The sequence below is a fragment of the Bacillus sp. AFS031507 genome (assembly GCF_002584635.1).
Taxonomy (GTDB): domain Bacteria; phylum Bacillota; class Bacilli; order Bacillales; family Cytobacillaceae; genus Neobacillus.
Window position 1 is genome coordinate 1 of sequence record NZ_NUOW01000011.1, and the last position, 20,589, is coordinate 20,589.

Annotated in this window: 21 protein-coding genes, 2 pseudogenes and 1 riboswitch; of the genes and pseudogenes, 12 read left to right on the plus strand and 11 right to left on the minus strand. The window is 39.2% G+C overall.

Features of this window, described 5'->3' with window-relative positions; genetic code table 11:
• Positions 1 to 389: 389 nt before the first annotated feature.
• Positions 390 to 1,007 carry a LysE family translocator gene (locus tag COE25_RS10535; RefSeq protein WP_098932616.1) on the plus strand — a complete coding sequence of 206 codons (618 nt, stop codon included), beginning with the start codon at positions 390 to 392 and terminating at the stop codon, positions 1,005 to 1,007.
• Here COE25_RS10535 and COE25_RS32265 read toward each other — a convergent pair.
• Positions 990 to 1,295: a YheC/YheD family protein gene (locus tag COE25_RS32265; RefSeq protein ID WP_373605350.1), complete on the minus strand. Its 306-nt coding sequence runs from the start codon at positions 1,293 to 1,295 to the stop codon at positions 990 to 992. The two genes, COE25_RS10535 and COE25_RS32265, sit on opposite strands and share 18 nt — an antisense overlap.
• A gap of 181 nt (positions 1,296 to 1,476) precedes the next feature.
• Between COE25_RS32265 and COE25_RS10545 the strand changes: the two genes are divergently transcribed.
• The 6 genes from COE25_RS10545 (at position 1,477) to rfbG (ending at position 7,661) form a co-directional block, all read left to right on the plus strand.
• Complete coding sequence (locus COE25_RS10545; RefSeq protein WP_098932618.1) at positions 1,477 to 2,406, plus strand: NAD-dependent epimerase/dehydratase family protein; 930 nt, start codon at positions 1,477 to 1,479, stop codon at positions 2,404 to 2,406.
• A 29-nt stretch (positions 2,407 to 2,435) separates the two neighbouring features.
• The gene (locus COE25_RS30690) at positions 2,436 to 2,576 is read left to right on the plus strand and encodes a hypothetical protein (protein WP_179195956.1); all 141 of its coding nucleotides are present in this window, start codon (positions 2,436 to 2,438) and stop codon (positions 2,574 to 2,576) included.
• A 147-nt stretch (positions 2,577 to 2,723) separates the two neighbouring features.
• Positions 2,724 to 3,479, plus strand: coding sequence for a sugar phosphate nucleotidyltransferase (locus tag COE25_RS10550; RefSeq protein ID WP_098932619.1), 756 nt, complete (start codon positions 2,724 to 2,726; stop codon positions 3,477 to 3,479).
• Between the two features lie 54 nt (positions 3,480 to 3,533).
• Complete coding sequence (locus COE25_RS10555; RefSeq protein ID WP_098932620.1) at positions 3,534 to 5,513, plus strand: glycosyltransferase; 1,980 nt, start codon at positions 3,534 to 3,536, stop codon at positions 5,511 to 5,513.
• 90 nt (positions 5,514 to 5,603) lie between these two features.
• Positions 5,604 to 6,557: an NAD-dependent epimerase/dehydratase family protein gene (locus COE25_RS10560; RefSeq protein WP_088089676.1), complete on the plus strand. Its 954-nt coding sequence runs from the start codon at positions 5,604 to 5,606 to the stop codon at positions 6,555 to 6,557.
• A gap of 30 nt (positions 6,558 to 6,587) precedes the next feature.
• A complete protein-coding gene (gene rfbG / locus COE25_RS10565) occupies positions 6,588 to 7,661 on the plus strand; it encodes a CDP-glucose 4,6-dehydratase (protein WP_088089677.1) in 1,074 nt (357 codons plus the stop codon).
• Positions 7,662 to 7,725: 64 nt separating this feature from the next.
• Here rfbG and COE25_RS10570 read toward each other — a convergent pair.
• From COE25_RS10570 to COE25_RS30700, 4 genes and pseudogenes are all read right to left on the minus strand, one after another.
• Positions 7,726 to 7,848 (minus strand): annotated as a pseudogene (locus COE25_RS10570) (DNA-binding response regulator); the annotation flags it as partial.
• 479 nt (positions 7,849 to 8,327) lie between these two features.
• Positions 8,328 to 8,468: a hypothetical protein gene (locus tag COE25_RS30695; protein WP_180247480.1), complete on the minus strand. Its 141-nt coding sequence runs from the start codon at positions 8,466 to 8,468 to the stop codon at positions 8,328 to 8,330.
• Positions 8,469 to 8,521: 53 nt separating this feature from the next.
• Positions 8,522 to 8,953, minus strand: a complete 432-nt coding sequence (locus COE25_RS10575) for an SRPBCC family protein (RefSeq protein WP_098932621.1) — start codon at positions 8,951 to 8,953, stop codon at positions 8,522 to 8,524.
• 141 nt (positions 8,954 to 9,094) lie between these two features.
• Positions 9,095 to 9,259 (minus strand): hypothetical protein, encoded by a 165-nt coding sequence (locus tag COE25_RS30700; protein WP_179195958.1) that lies wholly within the window; start codon positions 9,257 to 9,259, stop codon positions 9,095 to 9,097.
• Between the two features lie 49 nt (positions 9,260 to 9,308).
• Positions 9,309 to 9,393, minus strand: a riboswitch (cyclic di-GMP riboswitch).
• A 313-nt stretch (positions 9,394 to 9,706) separates the two neighbouring features.
• Here COE25_RS30700 and COE25_RS10580 point away from each other — a divergent pair.
• Positions 9,707 to 10,402, plus strand: a complete 696-nt coding sequence (locus COE25_RS10580; RefSeq protein WP_306572521.1) for a M15 family metallopeptidase — start codon at positions 9,707 to 9,709, stop codon at positions 10,400 to 10,402.
• A 171-nt stretch (positions 10,403 to 10,573) separates the two neighbouring features.
• Here the strand turns inward: COE25_RS10580 and COE25_RS10585 are convergent, their stop codons facing one another.
• Complete coding sequence (locus COE25_RS10585; RefSeq protein WP_098932622.1) at positions 10,574 to 11,752, minus strand: toxic anion resistance protein; 1,179 nt, start codon at positions 11,750 to 11,752, stop codon at positions 10,574 to 10,576.
• Complete coding sequence (locus COE25_RS10590) at positions 11,749 to 12,405, minus strand: 5-bromo-4-chloroindolyl phosphate hydrolysis family protein (RefSeq protein WP_098932623.1); 657 nt, start codon at positions 12,403 to 12,405, stop codon at positions 11,749 to 11,751. Before COE25_RS10590 ends, COE25_RS10585 begins: the two co-directional genes overlap by 4 nt.
• Before the next feature lie 440 nt (positions 12,406 to 12,845).
• Here COE25_RS10590 and COE25_RS10595 point away from each other — a divergent pair, with 440 nt between their 5' ends.
• Complete coding sequence (locus COE25_RS10595; protein ID WP_098932624.1) at positions 12,846 to 13,457, plus strand: hypothetical protein; 612 nt, start codon at positions 12,846 to 12,848, stop codon at positions 13,455 to 13,457.
• A gap of 464 nt (positions 13,458 to 13,921) precedes the next feature.
• Here the strand turns inward: COE25_RS10595 and gloA2 are convergent, their stop codons facing one another.
• Positions 13,922 to 14,308, minus strand: coding sequence for an SMU1112c/YaeR family gloxylase I-like metalloprotein (gloA2, locus tag COE25_RS10600; RefSeq protein ID WP_098932625.1), 387 nt, complete (start codon positions 14,306 to 14,308; stop codon positions 13,922 to 13,924).
• Positions 14,309 to 14,467: 159 nt separating this feature from the next.
• Complete coding sequence (gene wecB / locus COE25_RS10605; protein WP_088089684.1) at positions 14,468 to 15,610, minus strand: non-hydrolyzing UDP-N-acetylglucosamine 2-epimerase; 1,143 nt, start codon at positions 15,608 to 15,610, stop codon at positions 14,468 to 14,470.
• Between the two features lie 235 nt (positions 15,611 to 15,845).
• Here wecB and COE25_RS10610 point away from each other — a divergent pair, with 235 nt between their 5' ends.
• The 3 genes and pseudogenes from COE25_RS10610 (at position 15,846) to COE25_RS10615 (ending at position 18,108) form a co-directional block, all read left to right on the plus strand.
• Positions 15,846 to 17,228 (plus strand): S1C family serine protease, encoded by a 1,383-nt coding sequence (locus COE25_RS10610; protein ID WP_088089685.1) that lies wholly within the window; start codon positions 15,846 to 15,848, stop codon positions 17,226 to 17,228.
• Positions 17,229 to 17,364: 136 nt separating this feature from the next.
• A pseudogene (locus tag COE25_RS31535) lies at positions 17,365 to 17,463 on the plus strand (zinc transporter ZupT); the annotation flags it as partial.
• An 84-nt stretch (positions 17,464 to 17,547) separates the two neighbouring features.
• Complete coding sequence (locus tag COE25_RS10615; protein WP_098932626.1) at positions 17,548 to 18,108, plus strand: glycerol-3-phosphate acyltransferase; 561 nt, start codon at positions 17,548 to 17,550, stop codon at positions 18,106 to 18,108.
• A gap of 108 nt (positions 18,109 to 18,216) precedes the next feature.
• Here the strand turns inward: COE25_RS10615 and COE25_RS10620 are convergent, their stop codons facing one another.
• Both COE25_RS10620 and COE25_RS10625 read right to left on the minus strand, forming a co-directional pair.
• A complete protein-coding gene (locus tag COE25_RS10620) occupies positions 18,217 to 19,710 on the minus strand; it encodes a YifB family Mg chelatase-like AAA ATPase (RefSeq protein WP_098932627.1) in 1,494 nt (497 codons plus the stop codon).
• The gene (locus COE25_RS10625) at positions 19,695 to 20,303 is read right to left on the minus strand and encodes a transposase (protein WP_088089688.1); all 609 of its coding nucleotides are present in this window, start codon (positions 20,301 to 20,303) and stop codon (positions 19,695 to 19,697) included. Before COE25_RS10625 ends, COE25_RS10620 begins: the two co-directional genes overlap by 16 nt.
• Positions 20,304 to 20,589: the final 286 nt, after the last annotated feature.

Sequence of the window (20,589 nt, forward strand, 5' to 3'; positions counted from 1 at the left end):
AGTTTCTTAATTGAAACTAATTTTTTTGTTTGTTTGCACGATTTTGTTTGTTTAGTTTTCAAAGAACAATTCATTGGAACAACTTTTACATCATACCATTTTCTCGCATTCATTGTCAACAACTAATTTACTATTTTTTAAGGAAATATTAATAGTTTCGAAGACAAATTTAATATCTTATCATTACCCAATCGCGTTGTCAATAAGTTTTATAAAATATTCATCATCTCGCTGGCAACTTTTATATCTTAACACCTACAACAAAATAAAACAACTAAAACTTTTCCCAACTTTAAGTTAGTCATCTTTGCGGTTTTATGAGTTGATTAATTTTTTTAATATTATGATAAAATTAGTTATACATTTTTTATAGAAGGGTGCGCGGAAAATTGCTGTCATATATTATAGTAGTTATCGTATTGTTTCTCATTCCAGGTCCAGCTGTTTTACTTACCATTTCTCAAACCGCTCAAGGCGGGAGGAAATCTGGCATCATCACCGGCATCGGGATTGCAGTCGGTGATTTAATCCATACGATTGCGGCCGTGCTCGGACTTTCAGCCATTCTAATGACCTCGGCTCTCGCCTTTGAAATCGTGAAATATCTTGGTGCCGCTTATTTAATCTTTTTAGGGATTAAGTCACTCCTTGAAAAAGCAAAAAAACAAGAACAGCCGGCTCCAAAAAAGAACAACACAGCCACATCGTTTCGCCAGGCCTTGTTAATAGAATTGCTTAATCCCAAAACGGCTCTTTTTTTCTTAGCCTTCTTACCACAGTTCGTTCATAACAATGGGACCCCTGTGGTCATTCAACTACTGATTCTTGGACTCACTTTTGTGTTAATGAGCATATTGTACACCACCTTGCTTGCCTTCCTAACTAGCACCATTGGTAAAAGACTTTTCGCAAACAAGAACAGCCGGCTTGCGCGCTGGCAAGGGAAGGTTGTTGGCTCAATCTATATTGGCTTAGGTGTGAAGTTGGTACTAGAAAATCAAAAATAAAATGGACCTGAACAAGCGGTACAGACCATGTATCGCTTTCCTTATGTACTTAGAGCCTTTTTCTTGATCTTTTCCCAAAAACGCTTGATTCAACGTGATAATATCTTTTGCAACATTAGTAATGAAATAGTCCTCATCCTCTTTAACTGCCCTTCCCGTAACATGCCATTCCTGAGAACCTCGTATACGCTGGACCATGACGCGGATATCAAGAGGACATTCATCAATGCTTGCTAACGGAATCTCCTCTTGGACAATATAGGGTTTTCTTTTAAACTTCTTCTCTATATGTTTTTTAAAATAGGATGAAAGAAATCGATTTTTCTATTTCGTTATATTCGACTATTCCCTCTTCAGACTAGCCCGCATAGGATAAATGGAAACTTGCTTACTAGCAAGCCCTTAAGTGTCTTAAATGTCTATAAATGCGTGATAGTCTACACTATCATCCAATGGAAGGGGCAATTTAATGAAGATACTTGTTACTGGCGGAGCCGGATTTATTGGTTCACATATCGTTGATTTGCTCATCGACGATGGCCATCAAGTAATAGTGATCGATAATTTAACTACTGGAAATAAGGAGTTTATTAACAGGAAGGCAACATTTTATACACTGGATGTATGTTCACCTCAATTAGAAGGAATTTTTTCAAAAGAAAAACCGGAATATGTCATACATCAGGCAGCACAGGTCGACGTAGCCAAATCGATTCAAGACCCCGTTTTTGATGCTCAGACAAATATCCTTGGTACGATTCGATTGTTGGAATGCTGTCAGAAATTCAAGATTAGGAAAATCATCTACGCTTCTTCCTGTGCTGCGTACGGTGAAACGGACGACTCCAGCATTCAAGAGAAGTTTACGACGCAGCCCATTTCCTTTTATGGAATATCCAAGCTTACCCCGGAATTTTATCTTCAACTCTATTCACAATTTTACGGACTTCCCTTTACAATCCTTCGCTACGCCAATGTTTATGGTCCGCGTCAAACTCCAAAAGGCGAAGGCGGTGTTGTTGCTATCTTCATGCAAAAGGCATTAGCAGGGGCGCAATCGGTTATTTATGGGGATGGGGAACAAACAAGAGATTTTGTTTTTGTCAAAGATGTCGCATCTGCCAATTACCTTTCACTAACAAGAGGAACAAATGAAATTATCAACGTTGGCCTTAATCAAAAAACAAGTATTAATAAGCTCCACAAAATCATTTCATCCATGGTTGATAATCCTGTTTCTCCTTTATACCTTCAAAGGCGGAGTGGGGACATCCAATACAGCCAGTTGAATAACGGAAAAGCAAGACAACTATTGGACTGGAAACCTCGCTATGATTTGCTTAGTGGTTTGACAGAGACAAAGAATTTTTATGAGAAAAATCGTACCAATCAAAACTAATTGCCTTTTTTAAAGTAAAGAGAAACAAAATGATAAACAGTAAAGTAACCGTTCTGATCCCCATTTATCATCCAGGTGCCTATATAATAGAAGCATTGTGGCTTCATCTATATTGGCTTAGGTGTGAAGTTGGTGCTGTAAAATCAAAAGGAAATAAGGTATTCAACTGAAAAAGCGATATTATTTAATGTATCGCTTTTCTTATGTGGAATTTTATTATCTCTATCCTGTGATATTATGAATAACTTACCTAGTTCCCTTCCCCACGCTCGGACATATTATAACTTATATAAAAAAAATTCGGAGTTGGTGATCATTTGAAAGTAGTAATATTATGTGGTGGAAAAGGATTAAGAATGAGAGGACTAACAGAAGATGTCCCAAAAGCTTTGGCAAAATTAAATGGTAAGCCAATCATATGGCATATAATGAAGCTTTTTAGTCAGTATAATCATACTCACTTCATATTGCCGCTAGGTTACAAAGGAGACCAAATTAAGGAGTATTTTATGGATTATCCGTGGAGAGATCATAACTTTGAGCTTAATCTTGGTGATAATAAATACCGCTTGTTAAACGAGACTGATTCTTGGAAGGTAACCTGTGTTGATACAGGCCTAGATACGATGACAGGTGCAAGGATTAAATTTGTGGAGAATTATTTAGATGAAGATACCTTTCTTTTGACATATGGAGATGGATTAGCCGATATTAATTTGGAAGAATTAGTAAAGTTCCATAAAGAAAAAGGAAAAGCAGTTACTCTAACTGGAGTTAAAAAGAATAGCCAATATGGAGTTTTAGCAATTGAGAATGGAATAGCAGTAGATTTTACTGAAAAGCCTGTGTTAGATATTACCATAAACGGGGGATTTTTTGTTTGTAATAGGAAGTTTTTTGATTATTTAACTTCAGATCCTAATTGTGTATTGGAGGATGAGCCTTTAAAAAAACTGATAATCGATAGAGAACTTGCCGTATATGAGCATAACGGATTATGGCTTTCTATTGATACCCCCAAGGATTTAGAAGAAGCAAATAAAATCTGGGCATTAAATCAAAGGGGGCAATAACTAACATAATATAACATGATATTTTAAGATTTTAATAAAAAAGGGAGAATGTATATGGTAAGCAGCAATATTTTAGGAAACGGTGGGATTAAGTTATTCCCTAACTTAAAGAAATTGGATTCGGAGATCCAAAGAACAGATAATAATTTTTGTGTAATATCAGGGAAAGAGTATTGCTTGAAAGTAATTGCCCTTCATCATTCTTTACAAAGGCATTGTCAGATTTTCAATCTTTGGATTTGTTGTATGGATAGCTTTACATTTATGCTTATGAAGAAACTTAACTTAAAAAATGTACACCTCTTACAAGTTGAAGTTATTGAGGATGATAATCTTCGCAAAGTCAAACAGGATCGAAAGCCTAATGAGTATTGCTGGACCATCAAAGCCCCGCTAGTGGAATATTTATTAACTACCTATGACATTAAAAAGATGATCTATTGTGATGGAGACTTATATTTTTTCTCTGACCCTGTGTCGATACTAAATGAGTGGGGCGAACATTCTGTTTTTCTATGTCCCCAAAGGGATCTCGATTGGGTAGAACAAAAGTATGGAAGATTCCAGGCAGGCTTAATTGGATTTAAAAAAGATCAATATGGAATGGAAAGCTTGAAATGGTGGAAAAGTCGATGTTTAGAATGGTGTAGCCATGAAGAAAAAAACGGACAATATGGTGATCAAAAATATCTTGATAATTTCCCGCTTTTTTTTCAAAAAGTCAAAATTTCAGAGCATCTAGGAATTGATGCTGCTCCTTGGAACAGTATTTATAATAACAACTATAAGATAACAAAAAATGACCAGAGTATCTTGATCGAAGATGATCCGCTTGTAGTCTTCCACTTTGCCTGTCTTACAATCTATGATAGTGAAAAATTTGATTTATGGTCTCTTGGTAAATTAAAGATTCAGACCACTATTATTAATGAAATCTATGTTCCTTATTTAGACGAAATCAAATCTGTTATGAAGGAAATCAATGCGGTCGAGCCAGATGGGTTAAGTAATTGTTTAAGTAAACAGCCTTATACAGAAGCAAATACATTTTATAACTATACGCCACTAAGAAGAGTAATGGATCAATCTGATGAATACTATAACTTTGCGATAATTCTCAGCAAAGATTTCTTGATTAAAGGACTAACCCTTTACTATTCCTTAAAAAAGAAAATAAACAATTTTCATATGTGGATTTGCTGTATGGACCATGTAAGCTTTGAAATAGTGAATCAGCTAAATCTCACTAATATTTCCATTCTTCAGGTAGAGGAAATTGAAGATGAAGAGCTTCTTAAAGTAAAAAATGAAAGGACCTTACAAGAATATTGCTGGACCATGAAGGCCCCTTTATGCCAGCATATTTTAAGCAACTATGGTGAGGTGGATCATATCATCTATTGTGATAGTGACCTGTATTTCTTTTCAGATCCAAAACCGATCCTTGAACAATGGAACCAATATTCTATTTTTCTGTGTAAACAAAGAGGTTCACAAGAGCTTGAACGGATACACGGACAATATCAAGCTGGGCTAATAGGATTTAAAAAAGAGGAAAACAGCATGAAAATCCTAAACTGGTGGCGGGAAAAGTGTATAGAGCGTTGTTCTTCTATTTATGATAAAAAATATGGAACATGGGGGGATCAGAAATATTTAGATGCAATTCCTCATTTGTTTTCTAATATTAAAGTAAGCGATGACCCAGGGATAAATGCGGCTCCGTGGAATTTAGTCATGATGAATAACTCCTCTGTATCAAAAAAAAAGAAGACAGTAATCGTGGATGATTCTAATCTTATTGTCTATCACTTCGGAAGCATGTTGATGATAAATAAAAAAAATTTCGATTTATGGAAGCTTGAACCATTATCTTTTGATAGTTCTATTATCGAAAACATATATCTTCCTTATATCCTTCAATTAAGGAAGACTTGCCGGAAATTAAAGAAAAAAAACAATTTGAAAAACCTAACTCCATTTTTCGCCTCAATTCCGGATGATTATCAATCAAAAAATCCCTTTTCCATTTAATACCACACTTCATTTATTTTAACAGACTACCCTAATAATTTTCCAAGATATCTTCCGATTGATGTAAAATCACGATGAGAAAGGAACATTATGAATACACTTTCTTTTGAAAATAAAAGAGTTTTAATAACTGGAGGATATGGCTTTATTGGTTCACACTTAATCAGAAGACTGCTTAAAGAAAAAGCCCAGGTGGCTGTGCTGGTACGTGAAACATCTAATCCTTGGCGAATCCAGGATATTTTAAGGGATGTTAAGGTTTTGATAGCCGATATACAAGATGGTGGCGAAGTTTTACATTCAGTTGTCCAATTTGCTCCTCATTATATTTTCCACCTTGCTGCGTACGGAGTCAATTCTCGGCAACAAAACTACATGGATGCACTTCAAATAAATGTACTTGGGACAATAAATATCGTACAAGCAGCAAAAGTGGCTGGCTGTGATAAATTGATTAATCTAGGAAGCAGCTCAGAATATGGTAATAAAAAAGGAGCTATCCATGAGGAAATGGCTTTAAATCCATTAGACATTTATGGAAGCACAAAGGCAGCCGCTTCGATCATCTCCCATCAACTCGCATTGGAAAGCAGGATACCGATTGTTACTTTACGACCATTCGGTGTTTTTGGAGAAGGTGAAGATACCCATAAATTATTTGGTTATATTATCACGAGCTTACTTAAAAACCAAGAAGTAAAGCTTACATCATGTGAACAATTTAGAGATTACTGTTATGTTGGAAATCTAATTGACGGCATGCTCATAGCTGCACATCAGCCTTCTGACCAAAATGAAATATATAATATTGGCAGTGGAGAAATTTATCGATTAAAACATTTTGTTTCCTTGATTTATTATCATATGCAAGCAAATCAAGAACCTGTTTATGCTACCATTCCAGACAGAATTAACGAAAGAAATCCTCTGCCAGATATAACCAAAATAAAAACTCGGCTTAATTGGAACCCCCTAATAACGCTAGAAGAAGGAATAATAAGAACAACCAACTGGTATAAACAAAACCGCGATCTATTTATTTAAACAATTAACTAAAAGAAGGAGAGGGTGACAATGTTAAAAAATGCAGACCTACTATTTAAAGATAAAACTGTTCTAATTACAGGACATACTGGCTTCAAAGGAGCTTGGCTTGCAATCTGGCTGAACGAATTAGGGGCTAATGTAATTGGGTATTCGCTGGACCCTGAAGGTGAAAAGAACCTCTTTGTTTTATCAAAATTAAATAAAAAGATAATAGATATTCGTGGTGACATTAGAGATTATGAAAAATTAAAGAGTGTCTTCGACCAATATAATCCTGAAATTGTTTTTCATTTAGCTGCACAGTCCATTGTGAAATACTCATACGACCATCCAGTCTACACATACGAAGTAAATGTTATGGGGACCTTGAATGTGTTAGAAGCAATACGGAAAAGCGATACAGCCAAAGTAGGAATTATGGTTACTAGTGATAAATGCTATGAGAACAAAGAGTGGGTTTGGGGCTACCGTGAAAATGATGCCATGGGAGGGCATGACCCATATAGTTCAAGTAAAGGATGCTGTGAATTATTAATTTCTTCCTATCGGAATTCATACTTTCCGGTAGAAAATTTTGAAAAACATGGGAAAGTGATTGCTTCTGTTAGGGCTGGAAATGTTATTGGCGGAGGTGATTGGTCCTTAAACAGAATCATTCCAGATAGTATAAGAGCATTAGAATCGCATCAAGATATTGTCATACGATCTCCAAAATCTATCAGGCCGTGGCAGCATGTGATTGAACCACTGGGAGGTTATATCACGCTTGCAGGAAAAATAATTGAAGATGGCCCTCTCTTTTCAACTGCCTGGAACTTTGGACCTGAAACACACAGTATCATTACAGTAGAAGACCTTGTTAATAAAGTACTAATCCATTGGGAAAGTGGAAGATGGGTACCAGAACATAAAAACTCTACTTTACATGAAGCAAAGTTATTAAGCCTGGATATTAGTAAAGTTAAATATGAATTAAACTGGAATCCTAGGTGGGATATTGATATAACAGTAGAAAAAACAATAGAATGGTACAAAAAGTATAAACAGACCAATGTATATAACTTGTGTGTCAAACAAATCAATGAATATTGTCATCTTTAAGAGCTTTTCACCTTGTCTTTTAAATGATGACAACTTTTTTTGTTTAGGCGGTGCCGCCAAACCGCTAGATCCAGCCTTTTTTCTCGGCAATGCCGGAAGCCTCGGTTCGGTTTTTGGCGTCTAACTTGTGGATGATTTCGCAGATGTAGTTGCGGACGGTTCCGGATGATAGGTAGAGTTCGGAGGTCATTTCTAAAACGGTGCCATTATGATTGGAGAGGGCAAGCCCTCCTTCAAAAAGGTGAGGCCAACATAATGATTAGGAATGGTATTGTCATCAAAAAAAGGTGACAAATGTCACCTCTTTCGCGAGAATATTCAAAAAAATTAGATCAAAATATAGACAAAGAAAATAAACTGACAACAATAGTAGTAATTGGCTGGGTCAAGGATATTAACATGGTTATCAACATTAATTACTTCTATATCCACACCATATAAGAAGATATCAACAGATTTCAACCATTTATACACAGATTATGTGGGTAACTTTTTCTTTTCCATAAAGAACTTTCCAATAAGTGAATTTATCCACATATTCCACAGTATTGTCCACAAAACTAACAGATTTACCCACAATCCATCTTTATCTATCCACATATCCCATATGAACTATCCACAATTGTCATTACAAAAGGCCTGGGATCAACTCTAGGCCTTTTGTAATCACTTGCTTGAACTCTCATCGGGATTGGGATTTTCGTAACGTTCAACAATCTCCTTCAGTTCACCCGTGTCCCCTTTTGCATTTATAATCTCAAACAGTTCATTTAAACCTTCACTAATTTTCTCATCATCCTGCTTCATTCACTTTACCTCCTCTTTTATTCATAGGATGACCCTTGAGAAATAAAACTATGTTATTTAACGATAGCTGCCCTTAATTTATTAATCCCAAACTCCAAATACCCCTTTAAACAGGTCAACATATACACCCAGCCTTCTTTATTATCAATCAACTGAGCAACTAACTCATCATCATCTACGCTAAAACCTTCTTCAATCACTTCAATAATGGTACTTGTTTGATCCAATTCTTCCAGAGAAATTGTTACACTATTCCCTTCTCCATCTGTCCCCCACCGGAAGACGATTTTCTTATTTATCTCGACTTCGATGACTTCAATATCGACTTGTGCATCGTATTCTTCATATCTTAATGTGACTGTTTGGCCCTGCTCCCATCTCGAACTTGATGAGAACCAGAAATTTTTGATTTTCGAAGGGTCTACGAAGGCTTCAAATACTTCATTCGCTGGTTTTATTATTTTAAATTTTGTCAGATTGTACATTTCGAAATCATCCCTCTTTTACTATGGTTAATATATGTAATGGTTGTCCTATTGTTTTATTTTATACCTTTTAGTCTATAAAAACATAAAGGCCTGTACCAACTACACTGATACAGGCATTTTTTTTTAATATGATTTCGCTTAGATTTTTAAACCAAACTCGACAACTTTACTATTATGATAGCTTGCTCTAATCATAAACTTGGCTCTCAATTCTTCATCCAGGCAATCTTGCTGTAACAGCGCGTTGTGTCTGTGCTGGATTAAATGATAATAATATTTTCCCTTTAAGAACATTTTCAACACAAAAAATCCTCCTCAATAGTCATTTACATAAATCGACGGAGTTTTCGTGTTCGGTAACTGGCAAGCATCGTCGTTAAACCTTAGCCCCTTTAGTTTTGCGTCACCATTTTTCAATGGCTTTGCCGTTTCGTACGATTTATGTGTTATTAAAAATATATGCAACTGAATAATAAAATAAAAGTGTCTTTGTACCTACACTCACTTAATAGTTAACTTCCTTCTGTCGTTATACCTTGGATCGCTGCCAATTGATTCTACCAAACATATCGATGAAACATCCTTAGATTCACAGCCGTTTTGAAATCATCTTGGACAGAATTTAGAATGACGTTTTAAAGTCTCTAATCCTGTCCATGATGTTTACTGAAGTGAATTTTAAAAAAAAGGAAGTTAACTATGTTAAAAATACGTTTCGTCTTTTTGACTCTTATGGTGTTTGCAATCTCTTTGACCGGCTGCACTGGAAAATTTCATTTTATGCAAGACGATGGAAAATTGGATAACAATTCCTCAACTGGTGCAGGAGGTCAGCAACAGGATGCTAACGTCCCAGTTGGTTCCTCCCCAAAGGTGATCCCTGTTCTTGTTAATAAGGACAATAAACTGCCCGCTAATTATCAGCCAAGTGATTTAATTTACCCTGACATCCCATTTACGTTCGTACAGAAAGCAGAAAAGCGACAAATGAGGGCCGAGGCAGGTGCGGCGATCGAAAAATTATTCGCAGGCGCAAAACAACAGGGTGTGCATCTGTTAGGTGTTTCTGCCTACAGGTCCTATGCTTCCCAAACAGCTTTATTTAATTACTATGTTGATAAAGATGGATACGAAGCAGCCCGAACTTATAGTGCAGTTCCCGGAACGAGCGAGCATGAAACTGGCCTGGCTATTGATGTGACCGGTGGAGATGGAACATGTGCGGCCGAGGACTGCTTCGAAGGAACAAAGGAGGCAAGCTGGCTCCAAGATCATGCAGCAGAGTACGGCTTCATCATCCGCTACCCGAAAGGTAAAGACTCGATCACCGGCTACCAATACGAACCCTGGCACCTGCGCTATGTCGGCAAGGTAATCGCCAAAGAAATCATGAGCCGCGGCATCACACTCGAAGAATACTATAATGCCACAGTTGTGAATAATTAATTGATGTGGTGCTTTTAATGTGGTGTCAGGCACCGTAAAAAGCAGAAGCGCCCGTTTAGCTGGTTTTCGGTGCCTCGATTTTCTGGTGCCTGACACCGAAATGGTTCGCGCATGTGTAAGAGTCAAAAAGGCCCTCACTACAACCGAAGTTGCAGTGAAGGCCTTTTGTATTTATTTCCCTTTTATTTCTAATAATTTCAGTCGAAGATCGTTTTCCATCGAAGCTAGTTCCTGTTCGGCTTGGCGGCGCTTATGGCGGCCTTCCTCTTGGATTCGCATTGTTTCTTCAAGTGTCGTGATTAGGCTTTCCTGAGTTTTCTTTAAGGTTTCAATATCAACGATGCCGCGCTCATTTTCTTTCGCCGTCTCGATTGTATTGGTTTTTAGCATTTCTGCATTTTTCAAAAGGAGTTCATTGGTTGTTTTCGAAACCTGTTTCTGAGCCTCGACTGCATGACGCTGTCGTATTAACGTTAACGCAATCGCCACCTGATTTTTCCATAACGGAATCGCCGTCATAATCGATGATTGGATTTTTTCCACTAGGGCTTGGTTCGTGTTTTGAATCAAGCGAATCTGCGGAGCACTTTGAATGGTAATTTCCCGGCTTAATTTTAAATCATGGAGACGCTTATCTAAGCGATCCGCAAATTGGATCATATCGTTAACTTCTTGAAATTTCATTTGGTCATTGGTTACTTCGGCTGCTTTTTTCAGCTGTGGAATTGTCTTTTCCTGCATTTCTTCAAGCTTGATCTCCCCAGCGGCAATATAGACATTAAGGGCATGGAAGTATTCCTTATTCGTCTCATACAACTGTTCAAGCAATTTAATATCCGACATCAGGACATTTTTGCTGCGATCGAGTTTCACACTGATTCGGTCAATTTGGGCGCCTGTTTTTTGATATTTTGAGAGCACTTCTTGAATCGAACCTGAAATTTTTCCAAACATACGAGCAAATAAGGATGGTTTCCCATCCTTCAAATCATCCGGATTCACTTCATCAAGTCTCTTCATTAAATCACTGATGATTTGCCCGATTTCACCCACATCTTGTTTCTGCACATGCTCTAGCATCGTATGCGAGAAAGATAATAACTTACCTTGGGCTTGGGTACCATATTGAATCATCGACTGATGGTTTGTTGGATCGATTTGTTCAGCAATCTGATACGCCTTTGCGCGATGTTCTTCTGGTATCACATCAATTAATTTAACAGGCCTAGCCTCACTAGTGTGCTGGACCGGATTTTTTGAAAGCTCTAGTTTATCCCCAAACGGGTCTGCAAGGATATCATCTAATAAGTTACCAGCTTTATTGGGTTGGATTGGGTTGTTTTCGTTCATTTTAGCCACCTATTTTCTTCCGGGAATTTAGCGTCCTTTTGCTTATTAAGGGTATGCTTTGCGACATCAATTTCAAAATTCAAGTGATCGATATCATCGGAAATCACTTTATATAAATCCTCTTCCAATACCTTGGTTAGTTCATTTAATGTATGACGTGTTTCAATAAGGGATTGGCCCATTTCCATGTTCTTTTTCGGCTGGGAGGATAAGAAGCTATATTTCTCGGTAAGTTCAACGATTGAATCTAAATGTGAAAAATAAAACTGCTCAGCCTGGTAAAATCGCTTCGGCTCTTTGGTTGTCATCTTGTGTATTTTTTTTGTAATTCTAAGGAGGTCAAGTCTTTGTTTTACGGACGAAATATCACGAATGGTAAAAAGGTTTTTATTTAAGCGATTGATTTTCTGTTTGGCTTCCATTAGGTTTTTCCGAATGTATCGATATTCTTTTCTTGATATCTGATGCTTTTTTAAAAAGCTTCTATTCATAACGATGGAAAGGATTAAATGGGTAAGAATCCCCCCGGTAAGGGCAATGCCCGTTGACGGCCAAAATGCTTGACCCAAAGGAAAAAAGCAGACCAGCCAGGTTACCACTGTTAATGGGACAGCTACAAATGAGCGAAGAAGAAACGACAAAATCGGGTTCATAATAAATCGACTCCTGAGTTAAGACATCTTTATATTCCTACGAATGAATGCAATGGAATGTTTCAATTTCCTCAAAATATAAACCAAAAAGAAAATTATTTCCATTTACTACTTCAACAATACACGAAAAAACTCCTGCCTGCCATAGACCTCAAACGGAAAGAAATCTAGGTCTTGAGACGTATTTTTAGATTGTGTCATATTTTTTGGTTCTTTTATGGTGTGAGTTATGGTGTGAGTTATGGTGTCATTATGGTGTCAGGCACCGCTCGTGGACAATTGCACCATTTGTCCACGCACAGTGGACAATATGTTTTGGGTTTCCATTCTTGTCAAGTGCGATGCCTTTATGAGGAATCCCAATTATCTAGGCTTCTGCCCAAGAGTCTATTAATACGACGCATAGGATAGATACGATAGTGAGGAGAGAGGAGAATATTATGTATAATCCTTATAATATGCCTATAGATTATCAAAGTGGATTGAACCATCTAATTTATAGTAGACAATATCATGGCGGACAGCATCAGCATCACAGTGGCGGGCAACATCATCATGGCGGCGGACAACAGCACAGTGGGCAACATCACTATGGCGGCGGACATCAGCACGGTGGGCAACATCACCATGGCGGCGGACATTCAGGTTTTAATCTTGGATCATTGGGATCTAGCTTGCTTGGGCTTGGCTTAGGTTATTTAGGAGGAGCCGCGCTAGGAAATGGACCTAATCCGGGAGGATATGGGTTTGGCGGCGGTTATGGCGGCCTCCCTGGATACGGTGGATTCGGAGGATACGGCAGCGGTGGCCCCGTTCAGGGATACAACCCTTATGGGCCAGGTGTAGTTGGCGGATTAGGCTATCCTGGTGTGGGCACGCCAGGTTACCCAGGATCAGGACCTAATATGAACATGTACGGACAGTTCCAACCAAACCCTGGTATTAATAGTGGCTATGGGTCATGGTCTCCTAACGAATATGGGATCCCAAGTGTGAATCTAAGTTTGGCACATACTAAATTCAATTCACCTCAAGGATTAAAATACTCATAAATTAATTAATAAAGGGAAGCCCAAATGAGCTTCCCTTTATTAGTATTTGAGTTCCAATCCATACATTACTAGATTAATCCCCCTGTAACCACGTGGGGATAGACACTGAAAGTGAAGGGAATGATTTTAGTAATTAATAGGAACTTGATAGCCTTTATCATGCTTTCTAGCAAAATCCTCTGGATTTGCAACAAGGTATAGGATACCTTCTATAAATCCTATAATTGTAGGAACATATGTCCAGCAGAATAACAAATAAAGAATCCCATACCTGGTCGGCCGAGATAAAATTATGGGTCCCAATACCACCGAGTAGAATACCTAAGATCCCCGCGGTAGTTTTGTTTTTAGTATACCTAGCTGCAAAGACGCCCACTCCCAGAATTATGAATTAGAAAGTTGATATAAGATTAAAGATTAAAAAAGCAGGAAACCATAGAGGCAACCCGCTTTTTAAAAAGATATTATCGTTCATATAGTTCAAGCGGCAGCCCATCCGGGTCCGAGAAGAAGGTGAATTTCTTGTTTGTTACGGGGTCCACACGCACGGCCTCCACATTCACTTGAAACCTTGTCAAATATTGGACCGCATCTTCGATATCATCTACTTCAAAGGCTAGATGTCTCAAACCAGCTGCTTCAGGATAGCTTGGCCGGACAGCTGGTTCCGGAAAGGAAAACAACTCAATCTGATATTGACCATTCACTTCCAAATCCAACTTATAGGAATCTCTTTCCTCTCGGTAAACTTCATTAATAGGCTTCAACCCAAGGATTCGAATATAAAAATCCTTAGATTTTTCATAATCCGAGCAAATCACCGCAATATGATGGATCTTATTTAACTTCATCTATCCACATCCCCCTTAATAATCATCACTCAAACCAAATACCTCTTGTCTGCTCAAATAGACAAGAGGTTCTATTATCAACTTAACCGTCCACCCTACACAGACAAAACCCTAAAAGTGTCCACGGCTGGTGCCTGACACCACATCTTTCCCCCCAATCTATTCGCCAAAATCCGTTGGGCGTTCTCCATTTTCAAAGTGGTGAAGGATGGCTTTGACGATTCGCTCGGAGGCGAACCCATCTCCGTAAGGATTGGAGGCGTGCGCCATTTGGTCATGTGCGGCTTGGTCTGACAACAGCTCATCTGCAAGTTGAAAGATGGTTTTCTCATTGGTTCCAGCCAGTTTTAATGTACCCGCTTCAATTCCTTCGGGGCGCTCGGTGGTATCACGTAAAACTAGCACCGGTACACCCAAAGATGGTGCCTCTTCCTGTACACCGCCTGAATCGGTCAAAATCAGATAGGCCCTTGCGGCAAAGTTATGGAAATCGATCACATCTAAAGGCTCAATCAGATGAATTCTCTCGTTTTCTCCCAGTACTCGATTGGCAATTTCACGAACCACTGGATTCATATGGACCGGATAAACCACCTGAACATCGGCATGCTTTTCGACCACACGGCAAATCGCACGGAACATATTTTCCATTGGTTCTCCCGTGTTTTCCCTTCGATGGGCCGTCATGAGAATTAACCGGTCATTCCCGAGTTTGTCTAAAACCGGATGAGAATAATTCGCTCTCACCGTTGTTTTTAGCGCATCGATGGCCGTATTTCCAGTGATATAAATAGCCTTTTCTCTCTTATTTTCCACCAAAAGGTTTTGCTTCGATTGGACCGTTGGCGAGAAATGGAGATCGGCCAAAACACCTGTCAACTGGCGGTTCATTTCCTCTGGGTACGGGGAATATTTATTATGAGTCCGGAGTCCGGCCTCCACATGACCAATCGGAATCGAGTGATAGAACGCAGCCAAGCTTGCCACAAATGTTGTTGTCGTATCACCATGGACCAGCACAATATCTGGCTTGACGTCGGCAAGAACTTGATTGAGCCCCTCTAAGCTACGCGTCGTAACATCCAGAAGAGATTGCCGTTCCTTCATTATATTTAAGTCATAATCAGGCGTAATTTCAAAAATATGCAACACTTGGTCAAGCATCTCGCGGTGCTGCGCTGTCACCGTCACAATCGGTTTAATTCTATCAGGATATTTCTCTAATTCTTTTACCAAGGGAGCCATTTTAATTGCTTCCGGTCTCGTTCCAAACACAGTCATTACCTTCAATTGATTGTCCATAGAGGCCTCCAACTATATCTTCAGTCCAATATCATTTACATTCACTAAACATGATACCAAAGATTATACATTTATGAAAAAACAATCCTCCCTGTTCTGTCATTAAAATTCCTCAACTATCAATGACGCCTTGTAATTATCTAAAAATTCATATGTACAATATTACTTTTTTCATAAGGGCGAATATATTGCAGAGTAAATTTTTAAAATATCCAACCTAGGAGTGAATTATATTTTGAAAAAAAGGGCCCTTTTTACCATCCCTATCACCTTGCTACTCATCGCAGTAATGGTGGCTTCCATTTTCCTCATCAATCTCAAACCAGCCGCTGGGAAAATCGCTCAAGCCCAAAAGCTCGCTGAATACTCCAAACCGGCAGTCGTTCGAATCATTGATTATGCTGTTGTCCAGTGGCAATTTAATAATCCCAATGATCCCGAAGTCATCGCCATATTGGAACAGCTAAAAAATCAATCCGTAGTGGGCGGCTCAGGTTCAGGGGCGATTATTAGCTCTAACGGCTATATCGTTACCAATGCTCACGTCGTTGAAGCGACTCAACAGGAAGACGAGGATATTGCCAATGCTGCGTTTGAACAACTGGTAACGATCATCGCGGACTATTTTAAGGTAGATTATGAAACAGCCTACAAGTATATGGTCCAGTATACACAATACACTGGAATTGAAAAGGTTCTAAAAGTAATTTTACCAAGTGGGGATGTACTTGATGGCGAGGTTAAAAGCTATGGTGCTCCTATTAATGAAGGAAAAGATGTCGCCGTTCTAAAAATTGAAGGGAAAAACCTGCCGACTCTACCGCTTGGAGATTCTGATAATATCCAGAACCAAGATAATATTTGGGTCAGCGGCTATCCTGCTGCGGCCGATTCTGATTTATTATCGCCAGATTCGTCGTTAGTTTCTTCCATGAATGCAGGCCAAATTTCTGCAACCTCCAAGAAAACCGAACAAGGAAGCCCGGTCATTCAAATTAATGCTGCTGCCACTCATGGGAATAGCGGTGGACCGGTCATCAACGCAAAAGGGGAAATTATTGGCTTGCTCACCTTTAGGGGCGACACAGTCAACGGCCAAGAAGTTCAAGGCTTTAATTTTGCCGTTCCTGTTAATACCGTTAAAGAATTTGTCAACCAAGCGGGCGCAAAAAATGCGAAGAGTGATACGGATAAGCTTTATCAAGAAGGACTTAACCTATACTGGGGCGGCTACTATAAGCATGCGTTAGAAAAATTTGAGGCAGTCCAACGGATTTATCCGAATCATTCCGAAATTAAACAATATATCGCGAACTCCGAGAAAAAGATGGGCAGCAGCAAGACGCTCTGGTCCGATTATGCGACTATCTTCTACATCGTTGATGGTGTTGCCGGATTGCTCATTATTATTCTTCTGTTGTTCACGTTTGCCTTTAGACCGAAACAGCAAGCAGTTGCTGCGGCACCGGCAGCTCCAAACCCAACGCCAATAGCCCCACAGCCAACTGCACCTGAAAATACTCTAACAGACTTAAATAACGATGGAAAAATCGACGTTCAAGATATCCTACTCGCCCTTCAAGAGGCTCAGAAGAAGCAGAAAAAAGACGAGGAATAATGTGGTGCCTGACACCAATATACCTCGATAAAACCTATAGAAAAATGGGATGTAGTTGACACTACGTCCCATTTCTTTAAATAAGAATCCATTTCATTAAGGGAGAGCAGATGTGATGAACTATCTGGACGAATAATTGCCTGCAGCCATGAGGTATGATGAAGCACATTTATCCATTTACGGGTTAATTGGCGGTATGGCCGTTATGGCCCTAAGCCTGTTATTATTTATATAAGGATATGCTGATGGGTGTCAGGCACCCTGTGAATTTTTCACATGGTGCCTGACAACCATCTATTCTATTAGGAGGTGAAGCCAAATGATTTACTTTTTTCTAGTCTTATCCTATTTGATTGGGAGTATCATGTTTGGATTTCTGGTTACGAAAGCTCTCTACTGTAAGGATATTCGCCTTCATGGGAGTGGAAATGTAGGGGCGAGGAACGCAGGACGCCTTCATGGAAAAACGGCCTTTGTATTGATATTTCTAGGGGATGCTCTAAAAGGTGGCCTCGTCATTCTGCTGGCTCGCTATTTTGGATTTTCTGACCCCGTTCAATTTGTTGGTTTAGGCATGGCCATTTTTGGCCATCTGAAACCAATTACCCTGAACTTTAAGGGAGGGAAAGGGATCTCAACTTTTATTGGCGGAATAATTATGTTTGAACCACTGCTTGTTTCCGTTATTATCTTAGCATTTCTAGTACTCTATCCTTTTACAAAGAGCTTCACTTTTTCAGGATTAGGTGCATTCCTGTTCATTCCTCCTTTTCTAATAATCATCGACCATGATTGGATAAGTTGTGCAATTGTATTGTGTATCTTAGTATTCATATTCCTGGCCCATTGGAACAATATCAAGGTAAGACTGAAAAAATAACATCAGATGTCCATGATCCACCCCACACGGACATTTTAGCGATTTTGTCCACGGATGGTACCTGACACCAACTGATGAATTCAACTGATGTCACTAACTGACCTCTGTTCACACTTCATTTAACTGAACAGCTTCCCAAATACTTTGATCTGTTATGGCAGGGCTTGCTTGCAGGTCAGAGATGGTGCGGGCGATACGGATGATTTTGATTTGTGTGCGGTTGCTCCAACTCTTCTTTATAGCGAGTCGTTGCAATGTAGATTGCTGTGTGTCTGTCAATGGGCTTGCCCTTAATAGCATTTCGTAAGGGATTCTGCTATTGCAAACCTCCATTCCATAACGATCATATTGCCTGTTCCTTGCTTCCTCCACTCTCCCCCGGACAATTTTTGAGGACTCTCCTGCCGTTTCAATCGCAGCTGCATTAAAATTAATGGGTCCTAAGGAGAGATTAATATCAAACCGATCCCTGAGCGGACCTGAAAGCCTATTTTGATAGGCGAGTATCTGCTTCTTCGAACAGGTGCAATAATGTGAATTTGACCCTTCATAGCCACATGGGCATGGATTCATTGCCGCTATCAAAATAAACGACGCCGGATATGTAATGGTCGCATGGGTGCGGCTAATCATGATCAACCCATTTTCTAATGGCTGGCGCAGCATATCTAATGTTTTTTTCGAAAACTCACCAATTTCATCGAGAAACAAAACACCATGATGTGCTAACGATATTTCGCCTGGCTTTGGGTATTGTCCGCCCCCGATTATAGAAACACCTGAAGCTGAGTGGTGCGGATTTCGATAGGGAGGCATATTGGAATGAGAAAAGGAATTTTGACTCAATTGATACAAGCTGATTACCTCAAGTAGCGACTCTTTTGTTAATGCTGGTAAAATGGACGGGAAACTTTCAGCTAACATACTTTTCCCACAACCTGGTGGTCCCGTCAGTAAGACATGGTGTTCTCCAGCCGCAGCTACCTCTAAAGCATGTTTCGCTCCTGTATGACCAATAATTTGCTGCATATCCAAAAAAACAGTGTTGGTGAACCGCTCATCATCCTGCTTTTTATTAAAAGGAGGAATCCATTGACCAGAAAGATGTCCAATCGCATCCTGTAAACTAGAAACATAGATGATTTCCAATGGCTTAAGGTCTAATACCGGCAAACCCTCATCAAAAGGCATATAAAGCTTTTGAATCCCCAGCCTCTTTGCCGCAAGTACAGCAGGCAGCATTCCTTCGACAGGCTGAATCGATCCATCCAACGATAATGATCCCAGAAAACCAGTATCCTCGGGGACGATTACCTCCAGTTCATGCAAACTTTGCAGTACAGCAATCGCCATCGGAAAATCAAACATAGAACCGTACTTTTTTTGATCCGCTGGTGATAGATTAATAATGATTTTCTGACCTGACAGGTGATAACCTAAGGTTCGAAGCGCAGCAATGATTCGCTCCTTTGATTCTTTTACAGCCGCATCTGGCAATCCAACAATTTTAAACGAATCGTTCCCTACATAAGAGCCAACCTCGACATGCACCCGGTATCCTTCCATCCCTTTTAAGCCGATACTCGTTACTTTAGCCCACATGTCTCTTCCTCCCTCTTAATCATGTGAATTTTTCCATCTTCCCAAAAGAACCTGTCGGTTGGTAATGCCTTTAAATAATTTTCATAGTGTTGTATTGGTGGGGTGGGAAAATATGAAAGTAGTGTTTTTGGGGCAATCAGAGGGATACTTTCTCCAAAGACATAGGCTCGGCAGCTGCTCCAAGGGTAATCCTCAGGTTTTGCCACCATTCCTGCTGAGTGGGGATTTAAGTGAATATATTTACTCACGTCTATCTCATATTCGGGAGAATTGAGGAGCTCGGCACCATAGCGCTTATCGAATACATGACCGGAGAAATCGTACTTTCTATTAAAATACTTTGCAAATTTGGTGTTGAGATTTTTCATGATAATACTCAAAGGGGTTTTTATCGTTTCGAGCTGTAGGTGGGTATGATTTGTCATCAAGCAGTAGGTGTGAAGGATGAATGGGTAACTTTCTCTTGTTTCTTGAACTATAGCTAGGTACTTCTCAAAATCTTCATCTTCGAAAAATAGCGAACTTTTCCTAATTCCTCTAGTGGTAACATGATACCTTGCGCCTTCAAACCAAGGCCGGACACTGCGAACCATTGCAATCACTCCTTATTTAGTAAATTGATAGAATACAGGTGGGGAATCGAGGTAGAAAATGAGGTCATCCGAAGAGAGCATTCCCCATAAAACAGGAACAGCAAATAGTAACCACTAAAACCTTTCGACACCCTCTCCAAAAATCCTGCACAATTCACCAAAATTCACCTCATTTATATAATTCTAGGTATTAATGACTGTCTATCCAAGAAGGACAAATGTCCACGATCGGTGCCTGACACCATTCTCTAAAAAGATGTATAAAAAGTCTTAGTTTGTAATATTT